This window comes from Kribbella sp. HUAS MG21, from assembly GCF_040254265.1.
Lineage (GTDB): Bacteria > Actinomycetota > Actinomycetes > Propionibacteriales > Kribbellaceae > Kribbella.
Window position 1 is genome coordinate 6021980 of record NZ_CP158165.1, and the last position, 15257, is coordinate 6037236.

Sequence of the window (15257 nt, forward strand, 5' to 3'; positions counted from 1 at the left end):
CCCTGTCTTACCTGGTGACAGCTGAAGACAACCGAAGGGGTTCTGCGATGAAGATCGTCGTGATCGGCGGCACCGGGCTGATCGGCACGAAGCTGGTGACGAAGCTCACCGAGCACGGCCACGAGGCGGTGCCGGCCGCGCCGAACACCGGGGTGAACACCATCACCGGCGAGGGCCTGGCGGACGTCCTGAAGGGCGCCGACGTGGTGGTCGACGTGGCGAACTCGCCGTCGTTCGAGGCCGGTCCGGTGATGGAGTTCTTCAAGATCTCGACCGGGAACGTGCTGGCCGCCGAGGACGCGGCCGGGGTCCGGCACCACGTCGGCATCTCGATCGTCGGCACCGAGCGGCTGCCGGACAACGCGTACTTCGCCGCGAAGCTGGCCCAGGAGGAACTGATCAAGTCCTCCGGGATCCCGTACTCGCTGGTGCACGCGACCCAGTTCTTCGAGTTCGTCGGCGGGATCGCGGACGAGGGCACGTGGGACGACGGCAAGGTGCACATCGCGCCGGTCGCCTGGCAGCCGATCGCCGGCGAGGACGTCGCGAAGCTGCTCGGCCGGACCGCCGTCGGCGAGCCGCTGAACGCGCGGTTCGACATCGCCGGGCCGGACGAGTACCGGATGGACGAGTTCTTCCGCAAGGCGCTCGCGGCCCGCGGCGACACCCGCGAGGTGGTCGCCGACGAGCACGCGCGGTACTTCGGCTCGGAGCTGACCGAGCGCAGCCTGGTGCCGATCGGCGAGGCGACCCTGGGCGACCTGCACTACGACGAGTGGTACGCCGCGCAGGCCGGTCGATGACGATGGACGACCCGTTCCTGCGCAAACTGGACGTCGAGGTGGAGGCCGACATGGCGATGAACGCCGCCGGCACGCCGCCCGACGACGAGGACCCCGCCGAGTGGCTCATGGACCCGTTCGAGGTCGAGGTGGAAGCCGCCGACCTGAACAGCCTGCACAGCGCGATCGAGGCGCTGGAAACCGACGAGGGACCGTATCCTCCGGCTGATGACTGACGACCTGGACGATGCCGTTGCCGTCTTCAACGAGGTGCGCCCGCGCCTGATGGGCATCGCGTACCGGATGCTGGGCAGCCACACCGAGGCCGAGGACCTGGTCCAGGAGGTGTGGCTGCGCTGGCAGGCTGCGGACCGCAGTGCGGTCAAGAGCCCGGTGGCGTACCTGTCGACCGCCGTGACCAGGCTCGCGATCAACGCGAGCCAGTCCGCGCGGTCCCGCCGGGAGACCTACATCGGGCCCTGGCTGCCCGAACCGGTCGACACCAGCGCCGACCCGTACCTCGGTGCCGAGCACGGGGAGGCGCTGAGCTTCGCCGTTCTCCTCGTGCTCGAACGGCTCTCGCCGACCGAGCGGGCGGCGTACGTCCTGCGGGAGGCGTTCGACTACCCGTACGACGAGCTCGCCGCGATGCTGCAGACCACGGAGGCGGCCGTGCGGCAGCTGGTCAGCCGGGCGCGCAAGCGGATCCGCGCGGAACGTCGTACCGAGGTCAGCGGCCGCGAGCAGCAGAAGTTGCTGACGGCATTCATCGTGGCCGCGCGGGCGGGTGACCTGAGCGTGCTGGAGCAGTTGCTGGCGAAGGACGCGATCAGCTACTCCGACGGCGGCGGCGCGGCCCGGGCGTCGAAGTTCCCGGTGGTCGGGCGGCTGCGGGTGGCGAAGTACCACCGGGCGTTCCACAAGCACTTCTGGGTCGGGGTCGAGGTGGAGTTCGGTACGGCGAACGGGCGCGCGGTCGCGCTGCTGAGCCGGGCCGGCGAGGTCTTCGCGGTCTGCACGGTGACCGCGTCGGCCGAAGGAATCGACGAGGTGCTGTGGCAGATGAATCCGGCGAAGCTCACCGCGATCGCCTGAGCAGGAGGCGACGTTGTTCAAGCGGGGCGATCATGCCGTCGTGCACCGGTTCGCGACCGCGTGCCGGGCCGGGAGCGCGGGCGCGATCCGGAGTCTGCTCGCGGCCGACGTGGTCGCGGTCAGCGACGGCGGTGGCCGGGTGGCCGCGGCGACGGTTCCGGTCCGGGGCGCCGCCCAGGTCGCGCGGTGCCTGACGGAACTGGTGCGGCCCGGCACCGCGCCGAGCGTCGAGGCGGTCAACGGCGAGCCGGGCGTCGTACTGCGGACGCTCGACGGCGCGGTCGTCGCGGTGCTGAGCCTGAAGGTGGCAGGGCCGAAGGTGGTGACCGTCTGGATCGTCCTGAACCCGGACAAGCTCCGGCACTGGCGCTCCCGGGAATGAACCCCGCCCGGTCTGGTGTTGACGTGTCAACCTAGACTTGGTGCGGTGAACGGACGGGAGAGCGGAAACATGGCCGACTTGGCCTTCGGGCTGGACAGCTTCGGGGACATTCCGGTGGACGACAGCGGCGCGCCGGTGACGGCCGCGGCGGCGATCCGGCAGGTGGTGGACGAGGCGGTGCTGGCCGACGAGATCGGCGTGGACGCGATCGCCCTCGGCGAGCACCACCGGCCCGAGTTCTCGATCTCGACGCCGGAGACGGTGCTGGCCGGGATCGCGACGAAGACCTCGCGGATCAAGCTCGGGTCGGGCGTGACGGTGCTCAGCTCGGACGACCCCGTGCGGGTGTTCCAGCGGTTCTCGACCGTGGACGCGCTGTCGAACGGCCGCGCCGAGGTGATCCTCGGGCGCGGGTCGTTCACCGAGTCGTTCCCGCTGTTCGGGTACGACCTGGCCGACTACGACAAGCTGTTCGAGGAGAAGCTGCAGCTGTTCGTGCAGCTGCTCGACGAGAAGCCGGTGACCTGGGAAGGAACGGTGCGCGCGGCGCTGGACAACGCGGAGGTCTACCCGAAGACCGAGTCCGGCCGGCTGGCGACGTGGGTCGGCGTCGGCGGGTCGCCGCAGTCCGTCGTACGTACGGCGTACTACGGGCTCCCGTTGATGCTCGCGATCATCGGCGGCTCGCCGGAGCGGTTCGCGCCGTACATCGATCTGTACAAGCGCGCGGCGCAGCAGTTCGGCACGGTGGCGCATCCGGTGGGGATGCACTCGCCGGGGTTCGTCGCGGAGACCGACGAGCAGGCCAAGGAGATCTACTACGCGCCGTACAAGGTGATGCGGGACCGGATCGGGGCGCTGCGAGGCTGGCCGCCGCTGAAGCGCGAGGAGTTCGAGTCCGAGGTGCGGCACGGGTCGATGTACGTCGGTTCGCCGGAGACGGTCGCGCGCCGGATCGCGGGCGCGGTCAAGGCGCTCGGGGTCGAGCGGTTCGACCTGATCTACTCGGGCGGGCCGCTGCCGTCGAGCGCCCGGATGAAGGCGGTCGAGCTGTACGGGACGAAGGTCGTTCCGCTGGTCCGGGAGATCCTCGCGGAGGACGCCCGGTGAACGCTCCTGTGACGACGATCGGGATCCTGGGGGCCGGGAAGGTCGGGACGGTGCTGGCGCGGCTGGCGGTCGCGGCCGGGTACCGGGTGCTGATCGCGGGCTCCGGTGAGGTGTCGAAGATCGCGCTGATCGTCGAGGTCGTGACGCCGGGCGCGGTGGCGACGACCGCCGCCGAGGCGGCGGCCGAGGCCGATGTGGTGATCCTCGCGCTGCCGCTGGGCAAGTACCGGACGATCCCGGCCGCGGAGCTGCGCGGCAAGCTCGTCGTCGACGCGATGAACTACTGGTGGGAGGTCGACGGAATCCGCGACGACCTCACCGACCCGCGGACGTCGTCGTCGGAGATCGTCCAGGAGTTCCTGGCCGGGGCGCGGGTCGTCAAGGCGTTCAACCACATGGGCTACCACGACCTCGACGAAGGCGCCCGCCCCGCCGGCTCCCCGGACCGCAAGGCGATCGCGATCGCCGGCGAGCCGGCCGACCTCGACCAGGTGGCCACGCTCGTCGACGCCCTAGGCTTCGACCCGGTGATCGCCGGCCCACTCGCCGAGGGCAGACGCCTGGAACCCGGCACCGAACCCTTCGGCGCCAACGTCCCCGCCACCGAACTCCGCCAGATGCTCGACCGCTACCCGGACACCATCCGAGGCCAGGAGGTCGCCAAGGCCCGCACCGCCTGCGCCGCCTCCGCGGAGGTCGCGGACGGTGACGCCGCGTAGGGCAGGCTGCTACCGCTTCGCTGCGTGGAGCAGTTGCAGGGACAGGTAGCCGGAGGTCAGCAGTTGGTGCAGCCGGCGGTCCTGGCTGCTGACCATGCTGTAGGCCGGATGCGAGTGGTACCGGGCTGAAATGTGCGCCGTCACCTCGGCGCTGCGCCGGACCCACGACAGCGGTACGGCGGCCGGCCTCTCGATCTGCTCGACCAGGTCGAACCCGGACCGGTCGAGCACCTCCTCCAACACGGCCTGGGTAGGGAAGTGGTTCCCCTCCGGCGGCCGCTCGATCGCTCGATCCCCGGCGACCACCACGAGCAGGCCGAGGGACGCACCGGGAACGAGCACGCGGTGGATCTCGCTCAGCAGCGTGACCTTGTCCGCCACCGTGCACAGGACGCCCAGACACCACGCGACCTCGACGGACTGGTTGGCGAGTGGGATGTGCCGGCCGTCCGCGGTGACGACCGGCAGCCCGAACAGCCGGGACGCGGCGCGACCGGCGGAGGGCATCGGCTCCAGCAGGATCGGTCGTACGCCGAACCGTTTGGCGGCCCACGCCGCGGGACCGCCCGAGCCCGCGCCGACGTCCAGGAGCCGAGCACCCGGCGACAGCTCGCAGGCCTCGGCCAGCCACGCCAGTGCGGCCGGGCTCGAGCTGCCCCGGCAGGCAGCCGGGATCGCGTGTTCGACGCCGAGCTGTTCCACGGCTTCCGCGGTCCAGGCGGCAACGTCGTCGAACTCCGCGACCATCCCCGGAGCGGTCACGACACCCTCCCCCTACTCGACCAGTTTACCCTCCGACGAGACGTCCCGCATGAGTTGGCGCAGCTCGTCCGGGATCGGGGGGATCTGCTCCTGCTCGACCGCGCCGGGACCCGACCACACGAGATTCACCTGCAGCGACTCGTCGAGGTCCGGGTAGTCCGAGCGGTTGTGGCAGCCGCGCGTCTCCCGCCGTACCAGGGCGGCGTCGAGCGTCGCGCGGGCGGCCAGCGCGGACGCCTTCAGGTCGAACGCGTGCGCCAGGTCCTGGAAGCCGGCGATGTCCGGGTGGACGCCGACCTGCGTGATCCGCTCCTCGATCTCGGTGAGCTCGGCGATCCCGGCCTGCAGGCCGCTCTCGTCGCGGACGACGCCCGCGCGGGCCGTCATCGTGTCGCGCAGCGCCCGCTGCAGGGCGCGGACGTTCTCCGGTCCGTCGTTCGTCAGCAGGTCGTCGACCTCGGCGCGTGCCTCGGCGACGGCGTCCGCGGAGCGCAGTTGCGCCTGCCGCCCGATCGAGTACTTCGCGGCCTCCTCGGCGACGATCCGCCCGAACACCAGTAGCTCGATGAGCGAGTTGCCGCCGAGCCGGTTCGCCCCGTGCAGCCCGCTCGCGGCCTCGCCGATCGCCCACAACCCGTCGACGCCGGTGCCGTGGTCCTCGGGCCGCACCCACACGCCGCCCATCGAGTAGTGCGCGGTCGGCGCGATCTCGATCGGCTGCTTGGTGATGTCGAGCATCTGCAGCTCGAGCAGCGTCTGGTACACCCGCGGCAGCCGCCGCATGATCGTCTCCCGCGGGAGATGCGACACGTCCAGCCAGACGCCGCCGTTCGGCGTCCCGCGGCCTTCGCTGATCTCCGTGTACGCCGCCAGCGCGACCCGATCCCGCGTGGACAGCTCCATCCGCTCCGCGTCGTACCGGGCCATGAACCGCTCGCCGAGCGCGTTGCGCAGCTGCCCGCCCTCGCCGCGGGCCGCCTCGGAGACGAGGGTGCCGGCCGCGTTCTCGGGCTCGATCAGCCCGGACGGGTGGAACTGTACGAGCTCGGGGTCGCGGATCTTCCCGCCCGCGAGGACGGCGAGCCGGAACGCGTCGCCGGTGTTCTCGTCGCGGCGGGACGACGTACGGCGCCAGATCCGGGTGTGGCCGCCCGCGGCCAGGATCACCGCGTCGGCGTGGATCACGTACCGGCGGCCGGTCGTCAGGTCGAACCCGTAGGCGCCGAAGACCGTGTTGTCCTTCACCAGGATCCGCGTCACGTACACGGTGTCCAGGATCGGTACGCCGAGCTGCACCGCGCGGTTGATCAGCGTGCGCTGGATCTCCAGGCCGGTGTAGTCGCCGGCGAACGCGGTCCGGCGGAAGGTGTGCGCGCCGAAGAACCGCTGCGAGATCCGCCCGTCGGCCTCGCGCGCGAACGGCATCCCCCAGCGCTCGAGGTCCTCGATCCCGCGGGCCGCGCCCTGGGCGACGATCTGCACGGTGACCGGGTTCGCGAGCAGGTAGCTCTCCTGCAGTGTGTCGGCCGCGTGCTGCTGCCAGCTGTCCTCGGGGTCCATGGTCGCGAGGGCGGCGTTGATGCCGCCGGCGGCCAGCGAGGTGTGCGCGTCGTTCCGCGGTCGCTTGCCGAGGGCAAGTACCTCGACGCCTTGTTCGGCGAGCTCGATGGCGGCCCGTAGCCCGGCACCGCCGGTTCCGATCACCAGGACCGAGGTGGCGATCTGTTGTTCGGCGATGCTCATCTGTTCTCCTCCGCTGGCGGTTGCACGTCTCACCCACTAGGACACCGCAGGGTCCCGAAGTGTGACTGTCTCCCCGGTCACAACCGCGCTGTCTGTCCGGTCTCATTCGGTGTCCCCGAGTTGAAGGAGAACCCCATGAGCGAGAACCCGGTCGTCGTCCTGGTGCACGGCGCGTTCGCCGAGTCGGCCAGCTGGAACGGCGTCGTCGAGCGGCTGCGGGAGCGGTCGATCGAAACGGTCGCGGTCGCGAACCCGCTGCGCAGCCTGGCCGGCGACGCGCAGTACGTGCGCGACGTCGTGGCCGGCATCGACCGCCCGGTGGTGCTCGTCGGTCACTCGTACGGCGGGATGGTGATCACCGAGGCCGCTGCGGGCAACGATGCCGTGCGGGCCCTCGTCTACGTCTGCGCGTTCGCGCCGGACCAGGGCGAGACCGCGTTCGAGCTGTCGCTGAAGTTCCCGGGCAGCACGCTCGGCGATGCGCTGAACGCCTACCCGGTCGCCACCGGCGGCAACGAACTGGCGATCCGCGGTGACGTCTTCCACCAGCAGTTCTGCGCCGACGTACCCGCCGACCAGGCCGCGCTGATGGCCGCGACCCAGCGGCCGGTGACCCAGGACGCGCTGACCACGGGCCTGCCCACCGCCGCGCCGGCGTGGCGGACGATCCCGTCCTGGTTCGTGTTCAGCGACCTGGACCTGAACATCCCGGTCGCCCTGCACCGCTTCTTCGCCGAGCGCGCCGGCGCCAAGAACACCGTGGAGATCGCCGGCGGGTCGCATGCCCTGAGCGTCTCGCAGCCGGAAGCGGTCACCGCCACCATCCTGGACGCCCTTGGCTCCTAGGCGCGGACCACGGACTCGACCACGGGGTTTCCGGGGCGCGGACCCCGTGGCCGGCGGGCGACGCTGAGGTTCTTCCCAGCGTCAGGAGGCCGATCGTGAGTACGGCGGGGTTGGACGAGTTCCTGCAGGTGCGGCCGCGGTTGTTCCGGATCGCGTACCGGATCACCGGCAATCGACACGAGGCGGAGGAGCTGGTGCAGGACGTCTGGGTGCGCTGGCAACGCACCGACCGGACGGCTGTCACGGATCCGCAGGCGTTCCTCGCGACCACGGTGTCGCGGCTGGCGATCAACGTGGTGCAGTCGGCGCGGCGCCGGCACGAGACCGCGGTCGGGCCGTGGCTGTCCGACGAGCGGGTCGCCCCGGGGCCGGATCCGCAGCTCTCCGTCGAGAACCAGGAGGCGTTCGAGGCCGCCGTACAACTGTTGACCGAGACACTGTCACCGGCCGAGCGGGCGACGTACGTACTGCGGGAGGGCTTCGACTACCCGTACCGCCAGATCGCGGAGCTGCTGCGGATCGGCGCCCCGAACGCCCGGCAGCTCGTGAAGCGTGCCCGCAACCGGCTCGCGGAACTGGCGCCGACCGCCGGCTGATCGCGACACTTCCGGTACTGAAGGGTCCTGTACCCGTACCGCAGTCCACCCGTAGCCTGTGTCGCGGGGGTGGAGCGATGACCAGCACCGGGCTCGAGCTGCGCGGCCGACGCGCGGAGTGCGCGCGCCTCGACCACGTCGTGAGCGGCGTGCGTTCCGGCGAGGGACAGGTGCTGATCGTCCGCGGCGAGGCCGGGATCGGGAAGTCCGCCCTGCTCGAGTACCTGGCCGGCCGGGCCGACGCGTGCCGGGTGCTGCGCGCGTCCGGTGTCGAGTCCGAGATGGAGTTGCCGTTCGCGGGCCTGCATCAGCTGTGCCTTCCGCTGCTGCCACTGACCGATCGGCTGGCGGCGCCGCAGCGCGCGGCGCTGGAGGTCGCGTTCGGGTTGAGCGGCGGCGGCCCGCCGGACAGGTTCCTGATCGGTGCGGCCACGTTGAGTCTGTTGTCGGCGGCTTCCGATCGGGAGCCGCTGCTGTGTGTCGTGGACGACGCGCAGTGGATGGATCTGGCGTCGATCCAGACGCTGACCTTCGTCGGCCGCCGGTTGTTCGCGGACCGCATCGGACTGGTGTTCGCGCTGCGGGAGCCGGTGACCTGTCCGGAGTGGAGCGGGTTCGCCGAGCTGCCGATCGGCGGGCTCGCGGACGAGCACGCCGGCGCGCTGCTGGACTCCGTCGTCCCGGGCCGGCTCGACGGGCCGGTCCGTGCCCGGATCGTGGCCGAGACCCGCGGCAACCCGCTCGCCCTGATGGAGCTGCCGCGCGGGCTCACCGCGGCGCAGCTGGCCGGTGGCTTCGAGCGTCCCGACGCCCGTCCGCTCGCAAGTCAGCTCGAGCAGAACTTCGCGCGCCGGGTCGAGGCGCTGCCGCCGGACACCCGGCGGCTGCTGCTCACCGCGGCCGCCGAACCGGTCGGCGACGTACCGCTGCTGGTCCGGGCGTTGACGATCCTCGGCGTGCCGATGAGTACGGCGGCCGCCGCCGAAGCAGCCGGCTTGATCGATATCGCCGGCCGGGTCCGGTTCCGGCATCCGCTGGTCCGGTCGGCGACGTACCGGGCCGCGGAGCCGGCGGACCGGCGAGCGGTGCACCAGGCGCTGGCCGAGGCGATCGACCCGGAGCGCGACCCGGACCGCCGGGCCTGGCACCGGGCGCAGGGGGCCGACGGGCCGGACGAGGACGTCGCCGCGGAGCTGGTCCGCTCGGCCGACCGCGCGCAGCGCCGCGGCGGCATGGCAGCGTCGTCCGCGTTCCTCCAACGCGCGACCGAACTGACACCGGATCCGGCCACACGCTCGCTGCGGGCCCTCGCCGCCGCTCAGTCGAGCCTGGCGGCCGGCGCGTTCGACACGGCGCTGCGCCTGCTGAGCACCGCCGAACAGGGCGCGGTCGACGACCTGCACCTGGCCCGCGTGGAGCTGATGCGCGCCCAGCTGACGTTTGCCTCCGGCCACAGCCTGGAAGCCCCGCCGCAACTCCTCGCGGCCGCGCGGCGTCTCGAACCACTCGACCTCGGCCTGGCCCGCGACACCTACCTCAACGCCCTGGTCGCCGCGCAGTTCGCCGGCCGGTTCAGCCAGGACCACGGGATCGTGACCGTCGCCCGCGCCGCGAAGGCTGTGCCTCGGCTGGAAGAACCGCGCAGGCGCGACCTGCTGTACGACGCGGTGACGACCTTGTTCGCCGACGGCTTCCGGGCGTCGGTCGACCCGGCCCGCGAGGCGATGCGGGCCTTCGGCAGCGGCCCGGACGAGGACATGCCGTGGATCTGGGTGGCGGCCCTGCTCGCCGTGAACCTCTGGGACGAGGAGAGCTGGGACAGCCTGACCGCCCGGCACGAGCGGATCGCCCGCGAGGCCGGGAACCTCAACGAGCTTCCCCTGGTCCTGCACCACCGCGCGGTCCTGCACACCCTGACCGGGGAGTTCACGGCCGCCGCCGCGATGCTCACCGAGGTCAGGACGATCAGCGACGCGACCGGCGTCGGTCTGGGACCGTACGGCGACATCTTCCTGGCCGCGTGGCGCGGCCGGCGCGACCACGCGGAACCGTTGATCACCGGCAGCCTGGAGGACTCGACCAGCCGCGGCGAAGGCGGCGCGGTGGCGAACGCACACCTGACCAGCGCGATCCTGCTCAACGGCCTGGCCCAGTACCCGGCAGCGCTGGAGTCCGCGCTCGCCGCGACGGCGTACCCGGACGAGCACGGCGTCTCGAACCTTGCGCTGGCCGAGGTGATCGAGGCGGCGACTCGCGCAGGTCGGCCGGAGGCTGCGGCCGACGCCCACGAGCGGCTCCGCGCCGCGGCCGAGCCGAACGGGACGGACTGGGGGCTCGGGGTCCTGGCCCGCGCGACCGGCCTGCGGGCGACCGGGCCCGCGGCCGAGGCGGCGTACGAGGAAGCGGTCGAGCGACTGGGCCGCACGCGGATGCGGATGGACCTGGCGCGGACGCACCTGGTGTACGGCGAATGGCTGCGCAGGGAAGGCCGTCGGCAGGACGCGCGTGGACAGCTGCGGATGGCGTACAAGGTGTTCGCCGAGGCCGGGGCGGACGGGTTCGCGGAGCGGGCGGCGAAGGAGCTGGCGGCGACCGGCGAGGTGCTGGACGAGCGGCGTACGGCGGACAGTTCGGGGCGGGACACGCTGACGGCGCAGGAGGCGCGGATCGCGGATCTGGCCGGTGCCGGGCTGACGAACGCGGAGATCGGCGCGCAGATGTTCCTCAGCCAGCACACGGTGGAGTGGCATCTGCGCAAGGTCTTCGCCAAGCTGGGCATCACCTCCCGGAAACAGCTCCGCCCGTAGCGATGTCACATCCGGACGAGGCTGCGTGTCATAGCGGTGAGACGACGACGGACGGAGAGTGCGGTGCGCAGGATCCTGGTGGTGGGCGGCGGGTATGCCGGGTTCTACACGGCGTGGCGGTTGGAGAAGAAGTTGCGGCGGGGTGAGGCCGAGGTGATCGTGGTCGACCCGCGGCCGTACATGACGTACCAGCCGTTCCTGCCCGAGGTGGTGGCCGGATCGGTCGAGGCCCGGCACGCGGCGGTCTCGCTGCGCCGGAACCTCAAGCACACGAAGCTGGTGGCCGGTATGGTGACCGGCATCTCGCACGCGGACAAGTCCGTGACGATCCGTCCGGCGCAGGGCCCGGAGTACACGATGACGTACGACGTGATCGCGGTCACCGCGGGCGCCGTGACGCGGACCTTCGACGTCCCGGGCGTGGCCGAGCGGGCGATCGGGATGAAGCACGTCGAGGAAGCCGTGGCGATCCGGGACCGGCTGTTCACCGCGTTCGACGAGGCGGCCGGGCTGGAGCCGGGGCCGGCGCGGCGGAAGCTGCTGACGGTCACGTTCGTGGGCGGCGGTTTCTCCGGTGTGGAAGGGTTCGCGGAGCTGTTCTCGCTGGCGCGGGCGTTGCTGAAGAAGTACCCGGAGCTGTCGGAGAGCGACCTCGCGTTCCATCTCGTCGAGGCGACCGGCCGGATCCTGCCCGAGGTCAGCGACAAGCCGGGCGAGTGGGTCGTGAAGATGCTCGAGAAGCGCGGCGCGACCGTGCACCTGAACACCACGATGCAGTCGGCCGACGACGGTCACGTGGTGCTGTCCGACGGCAGCGAGTTCGACTCGGAGCTGATCGTCTGGACGGCGGGCAACGCCGCGACGCGGCTGCTGCGCAACCACACCGACCTGCCGCACAACGAGCGCGGCATGGTGCAGGTGCGCGCGGACCTGCGGATCGGCACCGACGCCGCGGTGATCCCGGACGCGTGGGCGGCCGGCGACGACGCGGCCGTGCCGGACCTCACGTCGCCGGTCGAGGGGGCGTACACGGTCCCGAACGCGCAGAACGCCGTACGGCAGGGGAAGCGGCTGGCGAAGAACCTGCTGCGGTCGCTGCGCGGCAAGGAGCCGAAGAACTACGTGCACCACAGCCTCGGCGTGATCGCGACTCTCGGTCTGGGCAGCGGGATCTTCCAGTACCGCCGGATCGTCATCAAGGGCCTGCTCGCGTGGCTGATGCACCGCGGGTACCACGTCCTCGCGGTCCCGACGTGGGACCGCAAGGTGCGGGTGCTGGCGATCTGGCTGGTGGCGTTCTTCTACGGCCGGGACATCGTGTCGCTGGCCTCGGTCCAGACCCCGCGCGAGGCGTTCGCCTCCGAGGCCAAGGCGACAGCGCTCACTGCGACGCGACAGGGCTGAGCAGGTCGCTCAGCCCGGTCAGAGGGAGACGAGTACGACGGTGGCTGTTGCGCAGGCCAGGCCGGCGATCTGCCGGAGGGTGAGGCGCTCGTGCAGGACGGTCAGGCCGAGGAGCACGGTGACAGCCGGGTAGAGCGAGGTCAGGACGACCGCAACCGAGAGGGCCTGCTCGCGGGTCGCGAACAGGAACGCGGCGATCGCGGAGGTGCCGAGGACACCGGACGCGATCGCGAGCCCCGCCGTACGAGGCTCCATCCGGAGGCGGTCGCGACGTACGGCGATCGGAGCGACGGTCAGGACGGCAACCAGGCGGTTGAGTGCCAACGGCCACAATCCGGCTGCGGCGTCGGCCTGAGCCAGCGCGACGTACTGCAACGCGAACGCGGCGCCGGACAGCAGGGCCCACCCGGCGCCCGCGGTCGTGCCCGAGCGCGGACCGCGCCGGCTGGTCAGCAACCAGATCGCGGGGACGGAGATCGCGAAGCCGACCCACGCCCACCAGCGCAGGTGATCGTCCAGCAGCACCACTCCGAGCACGACCGGGATCGCGACCCCGGCGACGTCACTCAGCGGTACGACGAGACCGAACCGCCCGATCTTCATCGCCTGGAACAGGAACGCGGCCCCGAGCCCCGTCCCGATCCCGGACAGTGCGCCCCAGGCCAGCGCGGCCGGGGTGACGCCCGGAGCCGCGACGACCAGCGCGAGCAGCGTCACCGCGACGACGCCGAAGAGCTGGCCGAGCAGGACGACAACCGCGCTGTGCAACCGGCGGGCCGCCAGTCCCGCGGCGAAATCCGACAGGCCGAAGCACAACGCCGACGCCAAGGCGAGTCCGACACCCACGCTCCGCCCGGTAACCGAGCGGTCGCGGGACGAAACCTCAGCTGATCCGGGACAGCCGCCCGTCGGCCAGGATCCGGATGGTGGCCTTCCGGGCGCCGACAGTCAGGTCGACGAAGAACATGCCGCTGACGGTCCGGGTCTTGTAGGTGACGGCCTCGCTGGTTCCGGCCGGGACGATCGCCGAGAGCACGGCCGCACTCGTCCCGGTCCGGTTGAACTTCACCACCGGCGCGGACTGCCGGTGGAAGATGTCGGGGTAGTACCAGCCCTGCACCGGATCCTGCTGTCCCTGCACCACGGTGATGCCGTCGGCCGGCGGCTGCTGCTGGTAAGGGATCTGCAGCAGGTACGTCTTCGACTTGTCACCCGGTTTCATCGCGACGGCGGCCGTGGGGGACTGGACCGTCACCTTCTGGTCCGGCGCGAGATGCCAGAGCGTCTCGTACCGCTGGCTGCTCGTCGCCTGGCCGCGGTCGAGCGTGACGACCAGGTCGGGATCCTTCAGCACCAGGACGTCGCGTCTGCGGGTGACTCCGGGGGCCGGCGAGTCGGCGAGCGAGTACGACTCCCAGGTCGGCGTGATCGATGCGCGCAGCAACCGCGTCTCGACGGGCGCGGTGTCCGCGGACGGGATCGTCATCACGTTGTGCGCGGCCGCGCTCTTCGTCCACGCCTGCCACTTGTCGAGCTGGTACCCGGAGTGGCCCGGGTCGATCAGCACGTCCCGCCCGTGCGACGCGTAGGTGATCGACATGTGGTCGTCGTGCCCGTGCAGCCGGCGCGCGGCGCCGTACCGGATGCTGTACGTCGACTCTTGCGCGAACGGCCGGGTCTCGCCCCAGCCGGTGCGCCCGAAGATGTACCCGGCGTCGAACACCGCGACCCGTTTCGACGGTTTCGTGCCGCGCTTCCCGAGCGAGGCGACGTAGTCCAGCGCGGTCCCGGCCGCCCCGACCGGCTTCTGCCGTACGGCGTCCCCGACCTGCGGCAGCTCACCCGTCGACTTGGTGGCGAGCGCGAGCCACTCCGACAGCGCGGCCCGGCGTTGCGCGATCACCGGGCCGGGGTTCGCGCCGCAGCGCTGCAACGCCGTGGTCGCGCGGCCCCAGAGCAGGTAGTTGAACATCGCGTACCCGACCGACTGCTCGTTCGTCGAGCCCTGCGGATCGATCGCGGTGCTGATCGCCTGCGTCAGCCGGTCCACCGCGAGCTTCCTGAGCTCCGGCCGCTTCAGCGTGCACCCGACGCCGAACAGCGCGATGCTCTCGTCGGTCCCGTGGTTCGCCGTACCGCTCCAGTTCACGATCATGAACTGGGCGTGGTCGATCAGGGCCTTGTCCAACCAGGCGTACTGCGACGGCAGTGCGCTGACCCGCGTGCCGGTGAGGACGGCCTGGCGCGCGCACAGCAGCACGTTGGTGCGATGCATGGTCGCCTCCCAGGCGCCGACGTCGCCCTTCCAGCTGTACGGGTTGTCGCGCACCCAGTCCTCGATGATCGCGAGCACGTGCCGGAGCGTCTTGCGGTCGCCGCGCTTCCCGGCGTCGATGCCGTTGCCGAGCCAGCGCAGCGAGTGCAGCCACATGTACCAGCTCGGTTTCTGGTACGGGTTGGACCGCCAGTCGATGTCGCCGTTCCCGTTGCCGACCTTGGACGGTGGGTCGTCGCCCCAGGCGAAGGTGTCGGCCATCACCATCGACACCGGCAGCTGGATGCCGCTGAAGCCCGGGCATTCGTACGTCCCGGTGTTGGCGACCGGCGTCGACGGCGGGGGAGTGGCCGGCGTGTCGACACCCGGCAACGGCTCCTCGCTCGGGGCGGGGAGGCTCGGCGTCGGGTTCTGGGTCGGGCTCTGGTTCGGTCGCGGTCCGGGCCCGTTCGGCGTGGGCGATCCGCCGGCCGAGGCCGTCGTACCGCGGTCCCGGGCGCCCGGCATCAGCACGAAGACCGCGCCGGCGAACGCGATCCCGCAGACCAGGACGCAGACAAGCGTCAGCGCGACGGTGGTCCCCACCCGCCTCTTCGCCACTCGCCCCCCTCTCCGAACGAGAAGACGCTCGGAACCACCCAGTTCGTTGCGTCCTCCCGGTAAGAGAGTACGAGTTCCCACCCGTTGACCTGCGTCCGAGCGCTGGCTACGGTGTCGGAAATCGATTTCTCCCGCT

The 15257-nt window shown here is 71.4% G+C and carries 14 protein-coding genes; 10 read left to right on the forward strand and 4 right to left on the reverse strand.

The window, feature by feature from the left end; translation table 11 throughout:
* Positions 1 to 47: 47 nt before the first annotated feature.
* Genes ABN611_RS29125 through ABN611_RS29150 form a run of 6 tightly spaced genes read left to right on the forward strand, consistent with a single transcriptional unit; the run spans position 48 to position 4088 of the window.
* Complete coding sequence (locus ABN611_RS29125) at positions 48 to 803, forward strand: SDR family oxidoreductase (protein ID WP_350275443.1); 756 nt, start codon at positions 48 to 50, stop codon at positions 801 to 803.
* Positions 800 to 1018, forward strand: a complete 219-nt coding sequence (locus ABN611_RS29130) for a hypothetical protein (protein WP_350275444.1) — start codon at positions 800 to 802, stop codon at positions 1016 to 1018. Before ABN611_RS29125 ends, ABN611_RS29130 begins: the two co-directional genes overlap by 4 nt.
* Positions 1011 to 1877, forward strand: coding sequence for an RNA polymerase sigma-70 factor (locus ABN611_RS29135; RefSeq protein WP_350275445.1), 867 nt, complete (start codon positions 1011 to 1013; stop codon positions 1875 to 1877). Before ABN611_RS29130 ends, ABN611_RS29135 begins: the two co-directional genes overlap by 8 nt.
* Positions 1878 to 1890: 13 nt before the next feature.
* A complete protein-coding gene (locus tag ABN611_RS29140; RefSeq protein WP_350275446.1) occupies positions 1891 to 2259 on the forward strand; it encodes a hypothetical protein in 369 nt (122 codons plus the stop codon).
* A gap of 45 nt (positions 2260 to 2304) precedes the next feature.
* Positions 2305 to 3369, forward strand: a complete 1065-nt coding sequence (locus ABN611_RS29145; protein WP_350275447.1) for an LLM class flavin-dependent oxidoreductase — start codon at positions 2305 to 2307, stop codon at positions 3367 to 3369.
* Complete coding sequence (locus ABN611_RS29150) at positions 3366 to 4088, forward strand: NAD(P)-binding domain-containing protein (RefSeq protein ID WP_350275448.1); 723 nt, start codon at positions 3366 to 3368, stop codon at positions 4086 to 4088. Before ABN611_RS29145 ends, ABN611_RS29150 begins: the two co-directional genes overlap by 4 nt.
* A gap of 9 nt (positions 4089 to 4097) precedes the next feature.
* Here ABN611_RS29150 and ABN611_RS29155 read toward each other — a convergent pair whose 3' ends face one another.
* Together ABN611_RS29155 and ABN611_RS29160 are read right to left on the reverse strand one after the other, a co-directional pair.
* A complete protein-coding gene (locus ABN611_RS29155) occupies positions 4098 to 4850 on the reverse strand; it encodes a class I SAM-dependent methyltransferase (protein ID WP_350275449.1) in 753 nt (250 codons plus the stop codon).
* Between the two features lie 12 nt (positions 4851 to 4862).
* Positions 4863 to 6593, reverse strand: coding sequence for an FAD-dependent oxidoreductase (locus ABN611_RS29160; protein ID WP_350275450.1), 1731 nt, complete (start codon positions 6591 to 6593; stop codon positions 4863 to 4865).
* Between the two features lie 135 nt (positions 6594 to 6728).
* Between ABN611_RS29160 and ABN611_RS29165 the strand changes: the two genes are divergently transcribed.
* From ABN611_RS29165 to ABN611_RS29180, 4 genes are all read left to right on the forward strand, one after another.
* Positions 6729 to 7439 carry an alpha/beta hydrolase gene (locus ABN611_RS29165; protein ID WP_350275451.1) on the forward strand — a complete coding sequence of 237 codons (711 nt, stop codon included), beginning with the start codon at positions 6729 to 6731 and terminating at the stop codon, positions 7437 to 7439.
* Positions 7440 to 7534: 95 nt separating this feature from the next.
* Positions 7535 to 8035 carry a sigma-70 family RNA polymerase sigma factor gene (locus tag ABN611_RS29170; RefSeq protein ID WP_350275452.1) on the forward strand — a complete coding sequence of 167 codons (501 nt, stop codon included), beginning with the start codon at positions 7535 to 7537 and terminating at the stop codon, positions 8033 to 8035.
* Between the two features lie 77 nt (positions 8036 to 8112).
* Entirely contained in the window at positions 8113 to 10842 is a 2730-nt protein-coding gene (locus ABN611_RS29175) for an AAA family ATPase (protein ID WP_350275453.1), read from the forward strand.
* Positions 10843 to 10905: 63 nt separating this feature from the next.
* A complete protein-coding gene (locus ABN611_RS29180) occupies positions 10906 to 12246 on the forward strand; it encodes an FAD-dependent oxidoreductase (protein WP_350275454.1) in 1341 nt (446 codons plus the stop codon).
* Between the two features lie 18 nt (positions 12247 to 12264).
* Here ABN611_RS29180 and ABN611_RS29185 read toward each other — a convergent pair whose 3' ends face one another.
* Together ABN611_RS29185 and ABN611_RS29190 are read right to left on the reverse strand one after the other, a co-directional pair.
* Positions 12265 to 13092 carry a DMT family transporter gene (locus tag ABN611_RS29185; RefSeq protein WP_350275455.1) on the reverse strand — a complete coding sequence of 276 codons (828 nt, stop codon included), beginning with the start codon at positions 13090 to 13092 and terminating at the stop codon, positions 12265 to 12267.
* A gap of 37 nt (positions 13093 to 13129) precedes the next feature.
* Complete coding sequence (locus ABN611_RS29190) at positions 13130 to 15121, reverse strand: heparinase II/III family protein (RefSeq protein ID WP_350275456.1); 1992 nt, start codon at positions 15119 to 15121, stop codon at positions 13130 to 13132.
* Positions 15122 to 15257: the final 136 nt, after the last annotated feature.